This window comes from Burkholderia lata, assembly GCF_902499025.1.
GTDB classification, from domain to species: Bacteria; Pseudomonadota; Gammaproteobacteria; order Burkholderiales; family Burkholderiaceae; genus Burkholderia; species Burkholderia lata_C.
This window is the reverse complement of record NZ_CABVPW010000037.1, coordinates 1-19930: the sequence shown is the minus strand read 5'-3', so window position 1 is coordinate 19930 and position 19930 is coordinate 1. Positions and strand designations below refer to the sequence as shown.

Genomic DNA, 19930 nt, shown 5'->3' with positions numbered 1-19930 from the left:
CCGGTCACGCGGCGGGCCGGAAAGCGGGCCGCATAGCGGGCCGCGAGGCGTGCAACGGCACACACGTAGCGCTCATTCATGTTCCGCGCTCCCCTTGCCGAGTTCGGCCTTCAGCACGAAGCTGTTCGACGCCGCGTATTCCTGGCCCGGCTTGAGGCCCTTCAGCACTTCGGTCGCCCGTTCGTCGCGCCGCCCCGTCTCGACGGCCTGGGCGACGAAGCCCTTCGGCGAGCGCACGAAGACGGACGGTGCGCCGTCGACGTCCTGCAGCGCGTCGCTCGCGACCGCGAGCGGCACGCCCTGCTTGCCCGCGTCGACCGACACGTTCACGAACATCCCGGGCCGCCACACGCCGTCCGGGTTCGGCAGCACGACGCGCGCCGGCGCGGTGCGCGTCTGTTCGCCGAGCAGCGACCCCACGTACGCGATCGGGCCGCTCGAACGCGAATCGAACGCGGTCGCAATGACCGTCGCGTCGCGGCCGACGCGCACGTCGTTCAACCGCTGCGCCGGCACGGCCATCTCCGCCCATACCGTCGACAGGTCGGAGATCACGAACATGCTGGCATCGGCGGCAATCGCTTCGCCGGGCGTCGCATGCTTCTCGACGATCGTGCCGGCGAACGGCGCGCGCAGTTCGTAGCGGTTCAGCGCACCCGCGCCGACCGGTGCGTTCAGCGCAGCCAGCTTCTGCCGCGCGTTCTGCACGGCGATCTCGGCTTCACGCAACTGCACCTGCGCCTGCTGGTAGTCCTGCTCGGCCGAAATGCGCTCCTTCCACAGCGTGCGCTCGCGCTCGTAGGTCGCGCGCGCACCCGACAACCGGCGCTCGGCCGTCAGCAGCTCGCTGCGCCGGTCGGCAAGATCGGTGCTCGCGATCACGGCCAGCACCTGCCCCTTCGCGACGTTTTGCCCGAGCGACACCGACACCTGCTCGACGATACCGGCCACGCGCGGCACCACGTGCGCGGTGCGATCCTCGTTGAACTTGATCTCGCCCGGCAACTGGAACGGCGTCGCGATCTGCGCGGGGCCGGCCTTCGCCAGCGCGATCTTCGAGGTCGCGAGCTGCGCATCGGTCAGCGCGATCGCGCCGTCGGCGCGGGCGAACGGGAACGACGCGGCTTCGTTGCCCGCCTTCACGTCGATCGTCGCGTCGAACACGTGCGGCTTGCCGATCGACTGCGCGGACACGAACTTCTGGCCGGCCGCGTCGAAACGCAGCGGTTCGTGCGTGCGGTCGTAGCGAACCAGCGTGCCGGACACGGTGACGCCCTTGTCGGCCGGCTTGCCGTCGACGAACGGATAGACGACCAGGCGCGCATCGCCGGGCTTTTCCGTCATCACGATTTCGACGGACAGCTTGCCGCGCTTGAGCACGACACCGCCGCGCTCACCGGTGGCGTCGGCGGAAGAAGCGGCCGCGGACGCCGCCGATGCGGACGCGCCGTTGCCGCCGCTGTTGCGCGTGACACCGAGTGCGCCGATGACGATCCCGGCACTGCCGAGCACGACCGCCGCGATGATCAGGATTCTGCTGCGTGACATGGTGATCCTTCAGGTAAAAGAGGCGTCCGTTGCGCTATTGCGCGACCGATGCAACCGGCGCGAGCGGCGTACCGACGAGCCGTCCGATGTCGGCGCGGGCCGTATGCGCATCGGCGAGCGCGCGCACGTATTGCGACTGGCCCTGGAACAACGTGCGCTGCGCGTCGAGCACGTCGAGGAAGCTGAACTTCCCGAGTTCGTAGCCGCGCGACATCGCGTCGAGCGCGAGGCGCGCGGCCGGCAGGATGTCGGCCTTCAGCCGTTGCGCTTCCTGTGCGGCGGCTTCGAAATTCGCGTATGCCTGCGTGAGGTCCAGCCGCAGGCGCGTGCGTTCGCGATCGAGATCGGCATTCGCGCGCGTGGCCTTGTGCGTCGCCTCGAGCAGCGCGCCCTTGTTCGTGTTGAACAGCGGAATCGGGATCGACACGCCGACCACCGCCTGGTTGTCCGGCACGCCGCCCGTGGTCACGCGCTTCACGCCTGCGCTGATCGTCACGTCCGGAATGCGCCGCGCGCGTTCGAGCGACACGGCCGCGTTCGAGCGCAGCATCTCGGCGCGCGCGATCCGGGCGAGTGGAGAATCGTCGAGCTGCGCGGTCAGCGCGGGCAGCGACTCGACCGGCGGCACGGCTTCGAGGTCGCCCTGCACGGCAAGCCCGCCGTCGCGTGCTTCGCCCATCACCGCGTTCAGCTTCTCGCGCGCGACCTCGACACGGCCGCGTGCGGTCACGACTTCGATCTGCACGCCGGCCGCCGCCACGTGCGCCTTGGTCGCCTCGACCGGCGACACCTTGCCGGCCTGTGCGCGGCGGTTCGCGAGATCCGCGGAGCGTGCGGCGATCGCGGCCGATTCCTCGGTCACCTGAAGCTGGCGCTGCGCGGCGAGCAGCCCGTAGAACGCGGCGATCACGTCGGCACGCACGACGGCGCCCTGCTCGTCGAGCGATGCATTGGCCGCTTCCCTGCCGTACGACGCGACATCGAGCCGCGCGCTGCGCTTGCCGCCGAGTTCGATCGTCTGGTTGATCAGCGCGGTCGATGTGCGTTCGGCGCGGCGAAACCCTTCCTGCAGGAACGACACTTCGGGATTGGGGCGCGCACCGGCCTGCAGCAGCGCGCCGGCCGACGCATCGACGTCCGCGCGCGCGCCGCGCAGCGCCGGATTGTTCCGGGCCGCGACCGATAGCGCATCGGCAAGCGTCAACGAGGTGGAAGGGGGAGCGTCGGGTGGCGGTGCGCCGATCGGCGCGGCGCTGCCGGCGGCAGCGGGCGCCGGCCCCGGCGACAGCGACGGCTGCGCATGAGCCGTCGCGGCCATCGCGAAGACGATGGCCACGGCGAGGTTGAGCTTGAGCATGTTCGGTTCTGCGGTAACGGTTCGCGACCGATGCTACGGTTCGGCCGCAGTGCGAACATGAGGCGAAGATGATATTTCCGTCATGTTGGGCGCGGCCGCGCGCACGCGTGCGGCGCCCTGCGGGAGTCGTGTCCCGCTTCGGCAATCAGGAGGATTCGATGAACGTACTGCGCGACGGCCGCACGGAAGATAGGGAGTACGGGGAATCGGCACACGTGCGCGGCGATTCCCCGCAGGCGAATCAGGCAGTTCCCTGCTTCGCCCGCCGACGCTGCACGAGCCAATCAAGCAGTTGCCGCCCGTCGCGCTCGCCGAACCAGCGCGCATGACCGATCAGGTAGCCGTCGTACGCGATGTCGACGATGGCCGGTGCATCGATGATGCAGCCGAAATAAGCGACTTCCGACAGCGCGAACTCCGTATGCACGATCGGCAGCAACGCGACCAGCGCCGCATAGGCTTCGTCGCCCAGCGGTTCGACCGATTCGTACCCGTCGAGAAGCGCGTCGATCTGCGCGTACTCGACGCGGCGCGCATCGGCCGGCGCCATCCAGTCGACCGTATTGCGCTCGATCGCGAGCGCGAGGTCCATCACCGCGCAGGTGCGATCCGACAGCCCGAAATCCAGCACGGTCCGCACCTGCGCGCCGGGCCCCGCGTCGGTCCACAGCAGGTTCGACGCATGCCAGTCGCCGTGCGTCCACAGCGGCGGCAGCGCGGGCAGCAACGGCACGAGGCGCGCGTGATACGGGCCGATCGCGTCGGCCACGTCGCCGCGCCAGTCGCGCGCGCCGAGCGCGCGCACGAGCAGCGGCTGCGCGTCGACCCAGCGTTCGAGCGCGCCCGCCAGATCGGTGGACGACAGCACGCGAAAACTCGACAGCAGCGTGCGCACCGGCCGGGCCGGCGCATCGTAACCGGCCGACGCACGATGCAGCTCGGCCAGTGCGCGGCCGGCCGCGTATGCATGCGACGGATGCGTGAACGGCTGCCACGACATCACGCCGCGATACGGGTCGACGCCGGGCGCCCGCACGTGCACTTCGTAGGTCCAGTCGCCGGACGCGAACGCGGTCGCGCCGTCGCGATCCGCGAGAATGTCCGCCACGGGTATGCCGCGCTCGCGCAGATGCGCGATGAAGCGATGCTCCTCCTCGAGCCCTTCGACATCGCGCAGGCTCACGTGATGACGCTTGACGAACAATCCGCGTCCGTCCGTCATCTGCACCAGGACGGCCGCCGCGAACTGCCGCGGGCTGTGCCACGTCAGCCGCGCCGGCTCGCCGGCGCCGTCGATCCGGGCGAGCACCGCCGCCACCTCGTCGTGCGTCATCAGCGGCCAGTCGCGTTCGGCCTGCTCGCCGTCGACACCGAATTGCGGAGGCGCGACGTCACGCGACAGGGATCCGTCCGGCTCGAGTGGGAATGACATGAACGACGTTGCTCCGTAGTTGAATCCGAATCGGCGCGTGAATCAGCGCGCGCCACCGCCTGTTGCCAGCGCACCGCCGGCCGCCGCGCGCAGCGCCGCGGCCGTCCGGCTCCAGTCGCGCCAGCCGACGACGGCCAGCCCGATGAACAGCGCATAGAGTCCGGCCGTCAGATACAGTTCCTTGAACACGAACATGCCGACGTACACGACGTTCACGACGATCCACAGCCCCCACGACGCAATGTAGCGCCGCGCGGTCCAGTATTGCGCGACAAGGCTGAACGCGGTCAGCGACGCATCGACGAACGGCAGTGCCGCATCGGTCCAGCGCGCCATCATGCCGCCGAGCAGCGCGCTGCCGACGACGGCCGCGATCAGGTCGGGCAGCATCTGCATCGGCCGCACGCCGGTGACGGGCGCGACGTCGCCCGCAGGCGCCGCGCTGCCATCGGCCTCACTCGCACGCTGCGCGAGCCAGCGTTGCCAGCCGTACACCTGCAGCAGCGCGAACGCGCCTTGCAGCAGCATGTCCGAATACAGCTTCGCGTCGAAGAAGATCCAGCCGTACAGCGCGACCGACACGAGCCCGACCGGCCAGCACAGCATGCGCCGCTTCGCGGTCAGCCAGATCGCGAGCGCGCTGACGATCACGCCGGCGATTTCGAGTGGGGACATCGTCTGTGCTCTCCAGGTTAGCTGCCGGGGCCGCGCATCACGCGGCCGGTTCCGGACGGTCAGAAATCATAGGTCAACGACACGCGCGCGGTGCGCGGCGCACCCGGGAACAGGTACGCATCGCCCTGCTGCTCGCCCGCGTCGCGCCAGTAGAACTTGTTGAACAGGTTGTCCACCGACACGCGCAACACCGTGCGATGGCCGCCGATCTTCGTCGTATAGCGCGCGCCGAGATTGAACACGAACCACGACGGCACGCGCGCGGTGCCTTCTTCGTTCGCGTTGCGGGCCGCGCTGTACTCGACGCCGCCCAGCACGTTCAGCCCCGCGACGCCCGGCACCGCGTAGTCCGCATACAGCGTCGCGCGCAGCGCCGGTACGTTGATGATCTGGTGCCCTTCGTACGCCGGCGACCCCGAATCGTACGCGCGCGCGCGAATCGCCGCGACGCTGGCCGTCAGCCCCAGGCGCTCGGTCACGCGCCCGGCTGCGCCCAGCTCGATCCCCTGGTGCCGCTGCGTGCCGCGCTGCACGAACGTGTAGCTCGTGCCCGATGCGTCCGGGTCGGCGAACTGGAACGGCTTGCTGATCGAGAACACGGCGGCCGTGAGGCTCAGCCGGTCGAGCCAGTCGTATTTCGCGCCGACCTCGATCTGGTGCGACTCGACGGGCGGCAGGAACGCATACGCGTTGGTCGCCCGCACGGGCGCCTGGTCGCCGAGCGACAGCGCCTTGCTGTACGACGCATACAGCGACAGCACGTTCACCGGCTTGTAGACGAGCGCCACCTGCGGCAGGAACACCGAGCGATCGGTATGCGTCGTGTCGCCGTCGAGGCTGCTCCAGCTGCGCTGGCGCAGCAGCACTTCCTTGCCGCCCGCGAGCACCTGCCAGTGTTCGCCGATGCTGATGCGGTCGAGCCCGAACACGCCGTATTGCCACGCATCGAGGCGCGGATACGACGGGCCGGGCGAATTCGGCGACGGCGAGAACGTCGTGTCGGGCCCGTAGATGTTCTCGCTGCCCACATAGTCGTACACGGCGTCGGCCATGCTCACGACGCGGCGCTGCACGCTCACGCCGAGCGTCAGCTCGTGCCGCAGCGGCCCCGTCGCGAACTTGCCCGTCGTGACCGCGCGCAGGTCGTCGTTGCGCCGGTATTCGCCGGGGCTGCGGAAGTCGTACACGTCGTAGTCGCCGTTCGCGCCGAAGAAGAACGGCGACGTCGCGCCGGCCGTACAACTCGCCGCGTACGAGCAGCCGTATGCGAACGCGCTGTTGTCGTCGATCATCGTGCGGCTGCGGCCGGCGGCGATGTAGACCTTCCAGTCGTCGTTGAACTGGTAGTCGAAGCGCGCGTTCAGGTTCAGCGCGTCGGTCGTCACCGGTTTTGCCCACGGCTGCGTGCCGAGCGCCTTCGACGTCGTCTTGATCGACGGCGCGACGGTGCCGCCAAGCAACTGGTAGCCGGGTGCGGAACGCTGGATCCACTGCTGGAATTCGGCATTGAGCTGCAGGCTCGCGCGCGGGCTGATGTCCCAGTCGGCGGCGATCGAGCCGAACGTGCGCCGCCCGTTCGTGCCGTCGATGTACGAGTGCATGTTCTCCTTCGCGGCATTGATCCGGAAGCCGAACTGATTGTCGGGGCCGAAGCGGCGGCCGAGATCGACGGCCGCCGACGTCGAGCCGCGGCTGTCGACGCCACCCGTCACGCTCGCGACGTTCGCCGAGCGCTTCGTCACGAAGTTGATCACGCCACCGGGCGCGACGACGCCGCTGTCGATGCCCGCGAGCCCCTTCAGGATCTCGACACGCTCCTTGTTCTCGAGCGGCACGTTCTGCTCGCCGGACACCGTCAGACCGTCGATCCGGATCGCGCTCGCGAGATCGACCGGGAAGCCGCGGATCGCAAAGCCTTCGAAATAACCGACCGGCGCATAGTCGTTGACGACCGACGCGTCGTTGCGTACGACGTCGCTCAACCGCTTCGCCTGCTGGTCGTCGAGCTGGGCGCGCGTGACGACGCTCACCGACGCCGGCGTATCGCGCAGCGGCGTGTCGTCGAGCCCCGCAACCGACGCGTTGCGTACGCGCAGCGCGTTGCCGCGCTCGCCGCTCACCGTGATCGTCGGCAGCGTCGCGCTGCCGGCTGCCTCCGTGTCCGGCGCCGGCGTGTCGCCCTGCGCCGCGGCGGCCTGTGCCGCGAAAAGCGTGATGCCGAGACCGACGCCAAGCCCGACCTTCGCGCGCCGCCGCCGTGCGGGCGACGCTGTTGTTCTATTCACCGTCATTGTTCTGGATGGAAAACTCGCCACTCGACCCTGTCGAAACCCGTTACGAAGCTGCGAAGCGTGCCCGCGACCGCATGTCACCTCCGCCGGACGCATGCGCCAGCGCGACATTCATCAGACGAACCGGACGATCTGGCACGCAAGCGGGCCGCTCGGTCGGGAAGACGCAGGATGGGACATCGGATTCAGGTGACGCACCGGGCACCGACGCGACTGCCGACTGGTTCGTCGGAGGGGTGTCGGGCAGCCGGCGGCATCGCGCGGTCTTGTCATGCGAGGGGACGCTTCGAACGCCCCGGTGCGGGCGCGACGCATTTGCGCGCACCGTTCGATGGAACCGCGGCGTGCCCGTCGCGCGCGACATCGCGGCGCGGCGCGCATTTTACCCCGGGCGGGGCGGGTCGCCCTGGAATCGGGCGAAACAGGACGCGGCGAAGGCGGGAATGGGGACAGCGCGATTCGTGCGGTACGACAACGGTGCCGACTTGCGCGTGACTGGCGTCGTGCGCGGCCGCCTCAATCACCGGCGCGGTTGCGCGCCGGACAGACGGCCGGAAACCGGAGCGGGAACGTTCTCCCGCTCGCGATTCGGCGGCCGGTTGCTCAGAACCCCTGCATCGTCACGGTCGGATCGACGACCAGGTGCACGACGCCGTAGATGACCGCGCCGACGAGCACCGCGAGGATGATCGCCACGAACGGCAGCATCGTGAAGTTGGCGTTCGCGAGATCGGTCGCGTGCGCCTTGCTGTTGCGTACGCCGAAGAAACTCCACAGAACCAGTTTGATCATGCCGAGCAGTTTCATGATTGCGCTCCTTTCATCTATCGGTTGACGCCATCGTCGATCCGACCGGCATCCGAAAAAAGAAGCAGTTGTGTGCGCTTTTCGCGCAGCAGGCCATCTGCGGCGGCATGTCGCATGGGTGCGTCAGCGGTCGAGCACGAGCGGTTCCGACCCTTGTGCGGGCCGCGCGACGCACAGCAGCGCGCAGCCCCGTTCGACCGGCGCATCGGGCGCCTGCTCGTAGTCGACCGCGCCGGACAGCACGCGCGTCGCGCACGTGCCGCACGACCCGGAGCGGCATTCGGACGGCACGTCCACGCGCTGCCCTTCCGCGAATTCGAGCAAGCTGCCGTCGGCGGGCGTCCACGCGGCTTCGCGGCCCGTGCGCCGGAATACGACCGGCACGGTCTCGACCGGCGTTCCGGTCGTGCGGGTCGCGCTGCGCGTCACGCTCGACGGCCCGAACGCCTCGAAACGGATCCGTTCGTCCGGTACGTTCAGCGCGCGCAGCCCGTCGTACAGGTCGCGCATGAACGCCGACGGCCCGCACAGGTAGAAGTCGTAATCGTCGAACGAAAGGATCCGCTTCAGTTGCGTAATGTCGATGCGGCCGGCTTGTGCTGCCGAGCCTTCGTGAGGATGACTGTCGAACCAGTGAAGCGACAACCGTTCGTCATCGGCCGCGATGCGTGCCAGCTCCGTCGCGAACGGCCGGTCGGCCGCTTCGCGCGCACCGTGTACGAACACCACGCGGCGCGACGGTTGAGCGTCGGCCAGTGCACGGCGCAGCATCGCGATCATCGGCGTGATGCCGATGCCGGCCGACACGAGCACGGCCGGGCGCGGACTCGCAAGATCGAACGAGAAGCGGCCGCGCGGCATCTGCGCGTCGAGCGTCATGCCCGCCTGCGCGTGATCGTGCAGCCACGCCGAAACGCGCCCTTCGCGCTTCACGGTGATCCGGTAATGCCCACCGCCCGGCGCATCGGAGAGCGTGTAGCTGCGAATCGCAGGCGAATCGCTGCCCGGCAGCGCGACGCGCAACGTCAGGTGCTGCCCGGCTTCGTAGGCGGGCAATGCGCCGCCGTCCACCGGTTCGAAATGGAACGAGCGGATCGCGCGCGCTTCGTCGACGATCTTTGCGATGCGCAGCGGCCGCCATGCGGGTGCCGATGTCGATGCGGTCGCCGATACCGATTCAGGTGCGGATGGGGACGGCACCACCGCCGCGCTTGCGCCCACACCCGAAACCGCAACCGCCGCCATCGCCGCGAACTGCGGCGCGCGCTCGACCGCCGACCACCGGAACGGCAGCACCGCGCGCATGCGCCGCACTTCCCGCACATGGAACCGCACGACCCGCTGCGCACCGTCGAACGACGCGACGAGCGGCCCGTCCCACACGATCTCGGCACGCGCGGCGACATACAGCAGGTCGCCGTTGTCGAAATCGACGAACAGCAGCCCCGCACGCGGATCGTGCTGCAGGTTGCCGAGTGTGTTGAAGAAGCGGTTGCCGCTGAAATCCGGCGTCGTCAGCGTGCGCGCATCGTCGACGCGCACGAAGCCCGGCATCCCCCCGCGATGCGACACGTCCGCGCCGCGTGCGGCGCCCGCGTCCGCCGACATGTTGGCGCTCGCGACGAAGAACGTATCGGCCTGCGCAAGTAGCGCACGATCGGCGTCGTTCAACGCGTCCGACACGTCAGGCCCCGTCGATGCATCGACTTCCCGTGCGACGAACGTCGGCTTGCGGCCCTGGATGTACTTCGCGCAGTTGCCGAAGCTCTGCTCGACCGCGATCGTCAGCGCGTCGCCGTCGATCGCGCGCACGACGCCGTTGACGCGATTGCGCCGCCGCGTATCAAATTCGATGCCGAGCCCGCCGAGCGGCGCGCCCGGCTGCCATGCGCCGGCCAGCGGATCGCCCGGCAGCGCGCGCGCCGCGATACGCAGCGTGCGCGCATCCGGCGACGTCACGAACCCCGGCGTGCCGGCCCGCAGCGTCGCCCACGGCTGGCCGTGCGCATCGACGCCGCCGAGCACGAAGAACGGCAGTTGCGCGAAAAACGTCCGGTGCTGGTCCGGCATGAAGCGCCGGATCCCGCGCCGGCCGGCCGAACCCGCAGCCTCCGTCACCCCGGCGCGCCGCTGCACGGCGAGCTCGCCCGCGTGAAACGGCGCGGTGTCGAGTTCCCAGCCCGGCACGACGGCGGTCGGAACAGTCGGGGCATTCATCGCGTTCTCCCTGGGCAGGCTCGGCTTCGGTGGACGTTACGCGGCGAGCAGGCCCGCGCGCGTCGTCGGCATCGCGACGAAGCCCGGCAGCGCCTCGATGCGCGCCAGCCACGCACGCACGTGCGGATACGGTTCGAGCGACACGCCACCCTCCGGCGCGTGCGCGATGTACGAGTACGCGGCGATATCGGCGATCGTCGGCTGCGCGCCGGCCGCGAACGGCTTGCCGGCCAGCTCGCGGTCGATCACGTCGAGCACCTTCTCGGCCGTGCGCTTGGCGGCCTCCTGATCGAGCTTCGCGCCGAACACGGTCACGAGCCGCGCGGCGGCCGGCCCCGATGCGATCGGCCCGGCCGCATACGACAGCCAGCGTTGCACGACCGCCGCGCCGACCGGGTCGTCGGGCAGCCAGTGTGCATCGCCGTAGCGCTTCGCGAGATACACGAGGATGGCATTCGAATCGGCAATCACCGTGCCGGCATCGTCGATCACGGGCACCTGCCCGAGCGGATTGAGCGCGAGGAACGCCGGTTCGCGCTGCGCGCCGGCCGCGAGATCGACGTCGACGGTTTCGGACGGGAGGCCGAGCAGCGACAGGAACAGCCGGACGCGATGGGCGTGCCCCGAGAGCAGGAACGAATAGACGCGAATCGGTGCGACGGGCTTGTTGGCGGCAGACATGGAAACTCTCCGGAATCTCGCGCCGCCGGGGATCGGCGACGAACCACTGCAGCGTAACGCTCGCCGTTCGTCACCAGAAGACGGATAATCGCGGAAACATTATCCGCTTTCATAGGACAATCGACGATGGCCGACCTGCGCGACGTGAACCTGAACCGGCTGGCGATCTTCGTCGCGGTGGTCGACACCGGCTCGCTGACGGCCGCGGCCGAGCGGCTCGGCCTCGCGAAGACGGTCGTCAGCACGCACATGCAGCGCCTCGAATCCGAGGTCGGCGCGAACCTGCTGGTGCGCACGACGCGGCGGCTGAGCGTGACCGACGCGGGGCGCGCGTTCTATGACGCATGCCGCGACATCGTGCGCGCCGCCGAAACCGCGCTCGACGCGGTGTCGTCCGACACGGGGCCGCTGCGCGGCACGCTGCGCGTGAGCGTGCCGATCGACTATGGGGCGCTGGTCGTCGCGCCTGCCGTGGTCGACTTGCGCGACCGGCACCCGGGGCTCGACGTCGAACTGGTCGCGAACGACCGCGTGGTCGATCTCGTCGCGGACAACCTCGACGTCGCGATCCGCATCGGCCGCCTCGCGGATTCGAACTATCGCGCGGTGCAGCTCGGCACATACGAGAAATGGCTGGTCGCGAGCCCCGCGTTCGTTGCGCGCCACGGGCGGCCGCAAGATCCGGACGCGATCTCCGCGCTGCCGTTCGTGATGCTGTCGACGCTGCCGCACCCGCATACGGTCGAGCTTGAAGACGCGAACGGCGCCACGGCTTCCGTGCGCTGTGTCGCGCCGGTCGTGTCGAACACCGCGACCACGTGCCGCGCGATCGTGCTCGCGGGTGGCGGCTTCGGGCTGCTGACGGATTTCTCGACTGCCGACGACGTCGCGGCCGGCCGGCTCGTGCGACTGCTGCCCGCGTGGCGCTCGGCGCCCGCCGGAATTCACGCGGTGTATCCGTCGACGCGGCTGCCTTCGCCGAAAGTACGGGCGTTTGTCGATGCGATGAAGGCGAGGATCGGGGAGACGGCGGGGGCGCGGGTGAGCGCGACGCGAGCGAAACCCGCAAGCAACTGATTCCGGATCGCCGGCCCCGTCCGGCATGACCGCCTGCGATCCAGGCGCATTGGCTCACCTCCAATATGCTTTCTCCGGGCTTTCTCATTCAAAGCGAATACGCCCTTTATTATTTCCAAAAAACAGGCATTTCCTTTCCCGTTTTTCTACTAATCTTATTTCCGGTAATACGCTGATTTGCGTTTACCGAAACGTTTCAATTCTCCACTTTGTTCCATCAAGGAGTCTGAAATGCAAACCGCCGCAATTTCATGGGGAACCACGCCGTCGATCCGCGTCTACACGGCCAACGGCAACAAGATCACCGAACGCTGCTACGACGGCCAGAACTGGTACACGGGCGCGTTCAACCAGGCAGGCGACAACGTGTCCGCCACGTGCTGGCTGGCTGGAAGCGCAATCCACATCCGCGTGTATGCAACCAGCGGCGGCTCGACGACCGAGTGGTGCTGGGATGGCGACGGCTGGACCCGGGGCGGCTATACGGGTTTGTAATCGAACGTGCCTGGGGCGCGAGGGGGTTTCGCGCCACGATCGGCGCAACGCGAACCAGATTTCGCTTTGCGCCGCTTTTTAATTCGCCCAACGTTGTTTTTATCAATCTACAGCCATATGGAATCGGAATAAAAATAATGACAGTTTACTGACATTGGCTTTTCATTCCGAAATATCGCCGATTTTTTATTTATGTAAAAGGCGATTAAATAGAGCAGGAAAGCAGCACAGCGCCCGGTGCGCCGTGCAGCTAATGCTTTATTTTCATTTTCAACCGGCCATGCGAAAGCGCAATGCCTACCCGTTACCCGATCTCCCGCAACGTCCCCAGCAGCACCTTCCTGCAACTCGCGACCATCTGCGCCTCCGGATCGCGATAGTCGGTGAGCAGCCACGCGGCGCCGACGTTCGTCATCGCGCCGACGAGCGCGAGCCCGATCAGCCGCTGCTCGGTACGCTCCGCGGGCGTCGCCGCTTCACGCGGCGCGCCGATCGCCATGATCAGCTTGCCGAAGTCGATCAGCATGCGCTGGTAGGTCATGTCGGTATCCGCGCTCACGCCCATCACCTCGAGCAGCAGCACGCGCGCCGCGCACGGGTCGCGCAGGAACGCGAAGAACGCGGCGAGCCCCGCATCGACGCTCTCGCGCAAGTCGCCGCCGCGCTCGGCCACCGCCCGCGCGACCGCTTCGTGCAACTGCTGCGCATGATGCAGGTAGGTGCAGCGCAGCAAATCCTCGGTGCTCTCGAACGCCGCATAAAAATAGCGATCGTTCAGCTTCGCTTCCTGGCAGATCGACCGCACGGTCGCCTTGCGGAACCCGACCGTGCCGAATACGCGCGTCGCCGCGCGGATCAGTGCGTCGCGCCGCTCCGCGGCCCGCACCTCGGGCGCCACGCCGCCATACGACCGGCCCCTTTTTTTCGTTTCGAGTGCTTTCTCCATTCCGCTATTTGACATCAGGACACCCGAAAACTAAAGTGGTGACGACAAACACCACATTAGACACGCCGCCGGCGCAGTGCAAGCGGAACAGGAGGAGCACGGATGAACGGGTTTTCCGGCAAGGTCGCCGCGATCACGGGCGCCGGTTCGGGCATGGGGCGCAGCCTCGCGGTCGAGCTCGCGCGGCGCGGCTGCGAGGTGGCGCTCGCCGACGTCAACGAAACCGGGCTCGCCGGCACGGCCGCCGCCTGCGCGCAGCACGGTGTGCGCGTGAGCACGCGGCGGCTCGACGTGTCCGACCGCGATGCGGTATTCGCGTGGGCCGATTTCGTGCGCGCCGAACACGGCAAGGTCAACCTGGTCTTCAACAACGCGGGCGTGTCGCTGGCCGCCAGCGCCGAGACCGCGCGCATCGCCGATCTCGAATGGATCGTCGGCATCAACTTCTGGGGCGTCGTGCACGGCACGCAGGCGTTCCTGCCGCATCTACGCGCGTCGGGCGACGGGCACGTCGTCAACACGTCGAGCCTGTTCGGCCTCGTCGCGATGCCGACCCAAAGCGCGTACAACGCGACCAAGTTCGCAGTGCGCGGCTTCACCGAGGCGCTGCGGATGGAGCTCGAACTCGACGGCGCGCCGGTGAGCGCGACCTGCGTGCATCCGGGCGGCGTCGCGACGAACATCGTCGACGCGGGCCGCGTCGATACCAGTATTCATTCCCTCACCGGGCAGGACGAAGCGACCCATCGCCGCCAGGCGAACCGCCTGATCCACGCAACGACGGCCGACGATGCCGCTCGGCAAATCCTCGCGGGCGTCGAGCGCAATGCGCGCCGCGTGCTCGTCGGCGCCGACGCGCGCCGGCTCGACCGGATCGCACGCCTGCTCGGCGCCGGTTACCAGTGGCTGATGCTGCGCCACGTGCGCCGCGCCCGCGCCCGCAACCTCGAACGCGCGCACGCCCCGGCCGCGCTCCCCACCACGCCGACCAAGGACCTCGCATGACCTCGACGACGACCGACCGGCGCGACGCGCCGCCCGCCCCCGGCGCCCGTGGCGACAGTTACGACCTCGACGTGCTGATCGTCGGCGCCGGCCTGTCCGGCATCGGCGCCGCGTATCACCTGAAGCAGCGCTGCCCGTATGCGAGCGTGGCGATCGTCGAGGCGCGCGACGCGATCGGCGGCACCTGGGACCTGTTCCGCTATCCGGGCGTCCGTTCGGATTCCGACATGTTCACGCTCGGCTACAGCTTCCGGCCGTGGCACAGCGACAAGGCGATCTCGGACGGCCAGACGATCCTCGACTACATCCGCGACACCGCGCGCGCCTACGGCATCGACAAGACGATCCGCTACGGCCAGAAGGTGGTCGCGGCCGACTGGGACTCGAACCGCGCGCGCTGGACGGTGCGCATCGAGCGCACGCGGGACGGCGCGACCGACACGCTCGTCTACACCTGCCGCTTCCTGTTCATGTGCAGCGGCTACTACGACTATGACGCCGGCTACCTGCCCGACTGGGCCGGCATGGACACGTTCGAAGGCAAGCTCGTGCATCCGCAGCACTGGCCGAAGGACCTGTCGTACGCGAACCGGCGCGTCGTCGTGATCGGCAGCGGTGCGACGGCCGTCACGCTCGTGCCGTCGATGGCGGCCGACGCGCAGCACGTGACGATGCTGCAGCGCTCGCCGACCTACATCGTGTCGCTGCCCGCGCGCGACAAGATCGCGAACGCGTTGCGCCGCGTGCTGCCGTCGCGGCTCGCGCACCGGCTCGTGCGCGTGAAGAACGTACTGCTGACGATGTACCTGTACAACGTGTCGCGCCGCAAGCCCGACCGGACGAAGCAGTTCATCATCCGCGCGGCCAGCAAGCAGGTCGGCCCCGGCTTCGACGTCGCGAAGCACCTGACGCCGCGCTACATGCCGTGGGACCAGCGCGTGTGCCTCGTGCCGAACGGCGACCTGTTCAAGTCGATCCGCTCGGGCCGCGCGTCGATCGTCACCGACGAGATCGAGCGCTTCACGCCGACCGGCCTCAAGCTGAAGAGCGGCCAGCAGCTCGACGCGGACGTGATCGTCACCGCGACCGGGCTGAAGGTGAAGATGCTCGGCGGCGCGCGCGTCACGGTCGACGGCCGCGCGGTCGACCTGCCGGACACCGTGTCGTACAAGGGGATGATGTACAGCGACGTGCCGAACCTCGCGTCGTCGTTCGGCTACACGAATGCGTCGTGGACGCTGAAGGCCGAGCTGATCGCGCGCTACGTGTGCCGGCTGCTCAACCACATGCGCGCGAATGGCTACGACACGTGCGTGCCGCGGCTCGGCACCGGCGATCCCGGCAACGTGCCGGCCGTCAACCTGAGCTCGGGCTATATCCAGCGTGCGGCCGGCATCCTGCCGAAGCAGGGGCATAGCAAGCCGTGGAAGTTCCACCAGAACTACGTGCTCGATCTCGCATCGCTGAAGTTCAGCGGACTCGCCGATTCGGCGATGCAGTTCGAACGCCGCGCGAAAGCCGGCCCGGCCGCCACGACGCCGGTTGCCGAACCCGCACTCGAAACCCGCTGAGGCCGACATGACCCATACGCTCCATCTGATCCAGAACGTGCTGCTCGGCGTCGTCGCGGCGCTCGCCGCGCTCGCGCTGTTTACCGGTTACGTGGCCCGCCGCGTGACGCGCGCGTTTCCGCCCGAAGGCCGCTTCGTCGACATCGGCGGCGACCGCATCCACTACGTCGAATACGGCAACGGCCCGCCGATCGTGTTCGTCCACGGGCTCGCGGGGCAACTGCGCAATTTCGCGTACCTGCCGCTCGCGCGGCTCGCGCAGCAGCATCGCGTGATCATCATCGACCGGCCGGGCGCCGGCCGCTCGCTCCGCGGCGCGGGTTCGCAGGCGAACGTGTTCGCGCAGGCCCGCACGGTCGCCGCGTTCATCGACGCGCTGCGGCTCGACAAGCCGGTGCTCGTCGGTCACTCGCTCGGCGGCGCGATCGCGCTCGCGGTCGGCCTCAATCATGCGGACCGCGTAAGCCGGCTCGCGCTGATTGCGCCGCTGTCGCACGAGCAGAGCGAGCCGCCGGCACCGTTCAAGCCGCTGATGCTGCCGTCGCCGCTGGTGCGTCGCTTCGTGTCGTGGACCTTTGCGATTCCGCTGACGATCCTGACCGGCCGCAAGGCCGTGCGCCAGGTGTTCGCGCCGGAAGACGTGCCGCGCGACTTCCCGGTCAAGGGCGGCGGGCTGCTCGGGATGCGCCCGCACGTGTTCTACGCGACCGCGACCGACCTGCTGTCGGCCCCCGTCGACCTGCCCGCGATGGAGCGCCGCTATCCGGATCTCGCGCTGCCGGTCGACGTGCTGTACGGCCGCGCCGATCCGATCCTGAACTGGCGCGAGCACGGCAAAGCGCTCGCGAAGAAATCGGCACGCGTGCGGCTGAAGGTCGTCGAGGGCGGGCACATGCTGCCGGTCACGATTCCGGAAGCCACCGCCGACTGGTTGCTCGAAGTCGCGGCCGCACCGGTCCATGCTGCCGTGCAAGCGGCGCGGGTCGAGCACCAGGCCGGCGCTTGACGAAGCAAAGCCTGATTCCGTGCCGCGCGGTTGGCGCCGGCGGCGGAATCAGGCTTCGTCGTCGGGCACCGACAGCCCGAGATCCGAGATCACCTCCCGCGCGCTGCGGAACGCCTCGACCGCAGCCGGCGCGCCCGCATACAGCGCGCTGTGCAGCAGCACCTCGCGGATCTCGACGAGGCTCGCGCCGTTGTTGAGCGCGCCGCGAATGTGACCCTTCAGTTCCGTGCTGCGGCCCAGCGCCGCCAGCATCGCGCACGTGCACAGGCTGCGCGTCTTCAGGTCGATCCCGCCCCGCTGCCACGTGCTGCCCCACGCGTGCTCGTTCAGCCAGTCCTGCAGCGGGCGCGAAAAACCGTCGAGGTCGCGCATCGCGCGCTCGACGAACGCGTCGCCCATCACGTCGATGCGTCGCGCCTTGCCGTATTCCCTGTCCTGTTCGCTCATGTCGGTGTCCTGTGTGGAGTCGTGGCCGCTTCGGCGTCGTCGGCAGCCGGGGATGTCGCGCCATGTTCATCGGGCCGGCGCATTTCGTCAAAGATGCGGCCCTCGGTTCGAGGGCGCCCGCGTCACGCGATATCGAACGCTACGTAACATCGCGCCGCGCGTTACGGCGGCTTTCGGGAACATCACCACCACCGCGGTAACGCACCGTGCGTACCCGTCGCGAGAAAGCGCCGTTACTCCGTTTAAATCGCGCGTATATCCCCGATTCCTGCAATAAAGCGCGACACCGTTTCGGGAAAGCTGTCGTGGCGCGGAATTTGCAGTGGAGGCTTGGACACACTTCCAATGTCGAGGCCAACATGCACAAACTCTTCAAGAAGACGACGGTAACGATGGCCGTCTCGTCGCTGCTCGCGCTATATGGTTGCGGCTCGGTCGATGGACCGACGACGCCGCCGACGATCAAGCCGAGCACGTCCGGGACGGGCGGCAGCTCGGGGACTTCGGGGACGTCGGGTTCTTCCGGGACGTCGGGTTCTTCTGGTACCTCGGGTTCTTCCGGGACGTCGGGTACCACTTCGGGCACTTCCGGTACCTCGGGCACCTTCGGTACGTCAGGCACTTCCGGCACGTCGGGTACTTCCGGTACCTCAGGCACTTCCGGTACCTCGGGCACTTCCGGTACCTCAGGCACTTCCGGTACCTCGGGCACTTCCGGTACGTCGGGTACCTCCGGTACGTCAGGCACTTCCGGTACCTCGGGCACCTCCGGTACGTCAGGCACTTCCGGTACCTCGGGCACCTCCGGTACGTCAGGCACTTCCGGCACGTCGGGCACTTCGGGTACCTCGGGCACTTCCGGTACGTCGGGTACTTCCGGTACGTCGGGTACCTCCGGTACGTCCGGCACTTCCGGCACGTCGGGCACTTCCGGCACCTCGGGCACTTCCGGCACGTCGGGTACCTCCGGCACGTCGGGCACCTCCGGTACGTCGGGCACCTCCGGCACGTCGGGCACTTCCGGCACGTCGGGTACCTCCGGCACGTCGGGCACCTCCGGCACCTCGGGTACCTCCGGCACGTCGGGCACTTCCGGCACGTCCGGTACGTCGGGCACCTCCGGTACGTCGGGCACTTCCGGCACGTCCGGTACGTCGGGCACCTCCGGTACGTCCGGCACCTCCGGCACCGGCGTCACCCCCCTCGGCAATGTCCTCCAGAAATCCGGCAACCTCGTGACCGCAGTCGGCACGACGGTCGCGAACGGCGGCGCGCAGATCGGCGGCGTGCAGATCCCCGGCACGAACCCGACGACAGCCACCAGCGTCGGCAACGCAGTGACGAGCCTCGGCAATGGCGTGCAGGCGCTCGGCAACGGCGTCGCGGCCGGCCTCGGCTCGATCGGCGTATCGGCGAACCCGCTCGGACCGACGCTGACGTCGACCACCGGCCTGCTGACCGGCACCGGCGGCGCGGTCAACAACCTCGGCAACGCCGTGAAGAGCCTCGGCTCGGGCCCGCTGTCGCCGCTGTCGCCGGTCACGACGCTCGTCGGCGATGTCGTCAACACCGTCGGCGGCGCCGTCAATTCGACCGCGTCGGGCCTCAACACGGCACTGAACAGCTCGCCGGTCCAGCAGCTCGAGACGCAGCTCGGCAAGGTGATCAACCCGATCACGAACACGCTGACCGGCGGTGTCACGACGCCGGGCGCCACGCAGACGCTCGGTGGCGTGACGCTGCTCGGCACGCCGCTCAACGGCCTGCTGAGCGCGCTCGGCAACGGCCTCGCCAGCGCCGGCACGAAGGTCGGCGGCGCAACCGACAACCCGGTCGGCGGCGCGCTCGGCGGCGTCGTGGCGCAGCTCGGCAACACGGTGACGTCCACCGGCGGCCTCGTCCACGACAACAACGCCGGCAGCTCCAGCAGCGGCACGGGCGGCAGCAACCCGCTCGCCCCGATCACGGGCCTGCTCGGCACGCTGACGGGCGGCCTGGGCGGCGGCAGCTCGAGCGGTTCGGGCGGCATCATCGGCGCGAGCAGCGGCGGCCCGCTCGGACCGGTCACGGGCCTGCTCGGCTCGCTGACGGGTGCGCTCGGCGGCCTCGGTTCGAGCGGCACCAGCGGCACCGGCGGAACGAGTGGCACGGGCGGCACCAGCGGCACCGGTGGCACCGGCGGCGCGGGTATCGGCGGCCTGCTGGCGCCGGTCACCAACCTCGTCAACTCGCTGACGCCGCTCGGTGCCAGCCTCACCGGCACGGTCACGACGCCGGGCGGCAACGTGACGGGCACGCTCGGCGGCCTGCTGTCGAGCGGCCCGGTCGGCACGGTGGCGGGTGCGCTGACGACGCCGGCCGGCGCCGCGGGCGCC

16 protein-coding genes are annotated in these 19930 nt (G+C 68.9%); 6 read left to right on the top strand and 10 right to left on the bottom strand.

Features of this window, described 5'->3' with window-relative positions; genetic code table 11:
• Positions 1–72 precede the first annotated feature (72 nt).
• The 8 genes from BDI24065_RS30645 to BDI24065_RS30610 all read right to left on the bottom strand — a co-directional run bounded on the left by BDI24065_RS30645 (position 73) and on the right by BDI24065_RS30610 (position 11008).
• Positions 73–1548 carry an efflux RND transporter periplasmic adaptor subunit gene (locus BDI24065_RS30645; protein WP_175034379.1) on the bottom strand — a complete coding sequence of 492 codons (1476 nt, stop codon included), beginning with the start codon at positions 1546–1548 and terminating at the stop codon, positions 73–75.
• A gap of 34 nt (positions 1549–1582) precedes the next feature.
• Positions 1583–2905, bottom strand: coding sequence for a TolC family protein (locus tag BDI24065_RS30640; RefSeq protein WP_175034378.1), 1323 nt, complete (start codon positions 2903–2905; stop codon positions 1583–1585).
• A 241-nt stretch (positions 2906–3146) separates the two neighbouring features.
• Complete coding sequence (locus BDI24065_RS30635; protein ID WP_175034377.1) at positions 3147–4337, bottom strand: phosphotransferase enzyme family protein; 1191 nt, start codon at positions 4335–4337, stop codon at positions 3147–3149.
• A gap of 42 nt (positions 4338–4379) precedes the next feature.
• Positions 4380–5012, bottom strand: a complete 633-nt coding sequence (gene pnuC / locus BDI24065_RS30630; RefSeq protein WP_175034376.1) for a nicotinamide riboside transporter PnuC — start codon at positions 5010–5012, stop codon at positions 4380–4382.
• Between the two features lie 59 nt (positions 5013–5071).
• Positions 5072–7303: a TonB-dependent siderophore receptor gene (locus BDI24065_RS30625; RefSeq protein WP_175034375.1), complete on the bottom strand. Its 2232-nt coding sequence runs from the start codon at positions 7301–7303 to the stop codon at positions 5072–5074.
• 603 nt (positions 7304–7906) lie between these two features.
• Complete coding sequence (locus BDI24065_RS30620; protein ID WP_043178166.1) at positions 7907–8110, bottom strand: DUF2970 domain-containing protein; 204 nt, start codon at positions 8108–8110, stop codon at positions 7907–7909.
• A 123-nt stretch (positions 8111–8233) separates the two neighbouring features.
• Positions 8234–10327: a pyridoxamine 5'-phosphate oxidase family protein gene (locus tag BDI24065_RS30615; RefSeq protein ID WP_175034374.1), complete on the bottom strand. Its 2094-nt coding sequence runs from the start codon at positions 10325–10327 to the stop codon at positions 8234–8236.
• A gap of 36 nt (positions 10328–10363) precedes the next feature.
• Positions 10364–11008: a glutathione S-transferase family protein gene (locus tag BDI24065_RS30610; RefSeq protein ID WP_175034373.1), complete on the bottom strand. Its 645-nt coding sequence runs from the start codon at positions 11006–11008 to the stop codon at positions 10364–10366.
• Positions 11009–11134: 126 nt separating this feature from the next.
• On the opposite strand from BDI24065_RS30610, the gene BDI24065_RS30605 reads away from it, so the two are divergent.
• Positions 11135–12085: a LysR family transcriptional regulator gene (locus BDI24065_RS30605; RefSeq protein WP_175034372.1), complete on the top strand. Its 951-nt coding sequence runs from the start codon at positions 11135–11137 to the stop codon at positions 12083–12085.
• Positions 12086–12316: 231 nt separating this feature from the next.
• Positions 12317–12580, top strand: a complete 264-nt coding sequence (locus BDI24065_RS30600; RefSeq protein WP_175034371.1) for a fucose-binding lectin protein — start codon at positions 12317–12319, stop codon at positions 12578–12580.
• Between the two features lie 304 nt (positions 12581–12884).
• Here BDI24065_RS30600 and BDI24065_RS30595 read toward each other — a convergent pair whose 3' ends face one another.
• Positions 12885–13526 carry a TetR/AcrR family transcriptional regulator gene (locus BDI24065_RS30595; protein WP_254609885.1) on the bottom strand — a complete coding sequence of 214 codons (642 nt, stop codon included), beginning with the start codon at positions 13524–13526 and terminating at the stop codon, positions 12885–12887.
• Between the two features lie 102 nt (positions 13527–13628).
• Between BDI24065_RS30595 and BDI24065_RS30590 the strand changes: the two genes are divergently transcribed.
• Genes BDI24065_RS30590 through BDI24065_RS30580 form a run of 3 tightly spaced genes read left to right on the top strand, consistent with a single transcriptional unit; the run spans position 13629 to position 17108 of the window.
• Positions 13629–14531 carry an SDR family NAD(P)-dependent oxidoreductase gene (locus tag BDI24065_RS30590; RefSeq protein ID WP_175034369.1) on the top strand — a complete coding sequence of 301 codons (903 nt, stop codon included), beginning with the start codon at positions 13629–13631 and terminating at the stop codon, positions 14529–14531.
• Positions 14528–16102 (top strand): flavin-containing monooxygenase, encoded by a 1575-nt coding sequence (locus tag BDI24065_RS30585; protein WP_175034368.1) that lies wholly within the window; start codon positions 14528–14530, stop codon positions 16100–16102. The genes BDI24065_RS30590 and BDI24065_RS30585 overlap by 4 nt, the downstream gene beginning before the upstream one ends.
• Before the next feature lie 7 nt (positions 16103–16109).
• The gene (locus BDI24065_RS30580; RefSeq protein ID WP_175034367.1) at positions 16110–17108 is read left to right on the top strand and encodes an alpha/beta fold hydrolase; all 999 of its coding nucleotides are present in this window, start codon (positions 16110–16112) and stop codon (positions 17106–17108) included.
• Between the two features lie 48 nt (positions 17109–17156).
• Here BDI24065_RS30580 and BDI24065_RS30575 read toward each other — a convergent pair whose 3' ends face one another.
• Positions 17157–17555 (bottom strand): carboxymuconolactone decarboxylase family protein, encoded by a 399-nt coding sequence (locus tag BDI24065_RS30575; protein ID WP_175034366.1) that lies wholly within the window; start codon positions 17553–17555, stop codon positions 17157–17159.
• A gap of 359 nt (positions 17556–17914) precedes the next feature.
• On the opposite strand from BDI24065_RS30575, the gene BDI24065_RS41200 reads away from it, so the two are divergent.
• On the top strand, positions 17915–19930 hold a 2016-nt coding region (locus BDI24065_RS41200; protein ID WP_175034365.1), incomplete at its 3' end, for a collagen-like triple helix repeat-containing protein.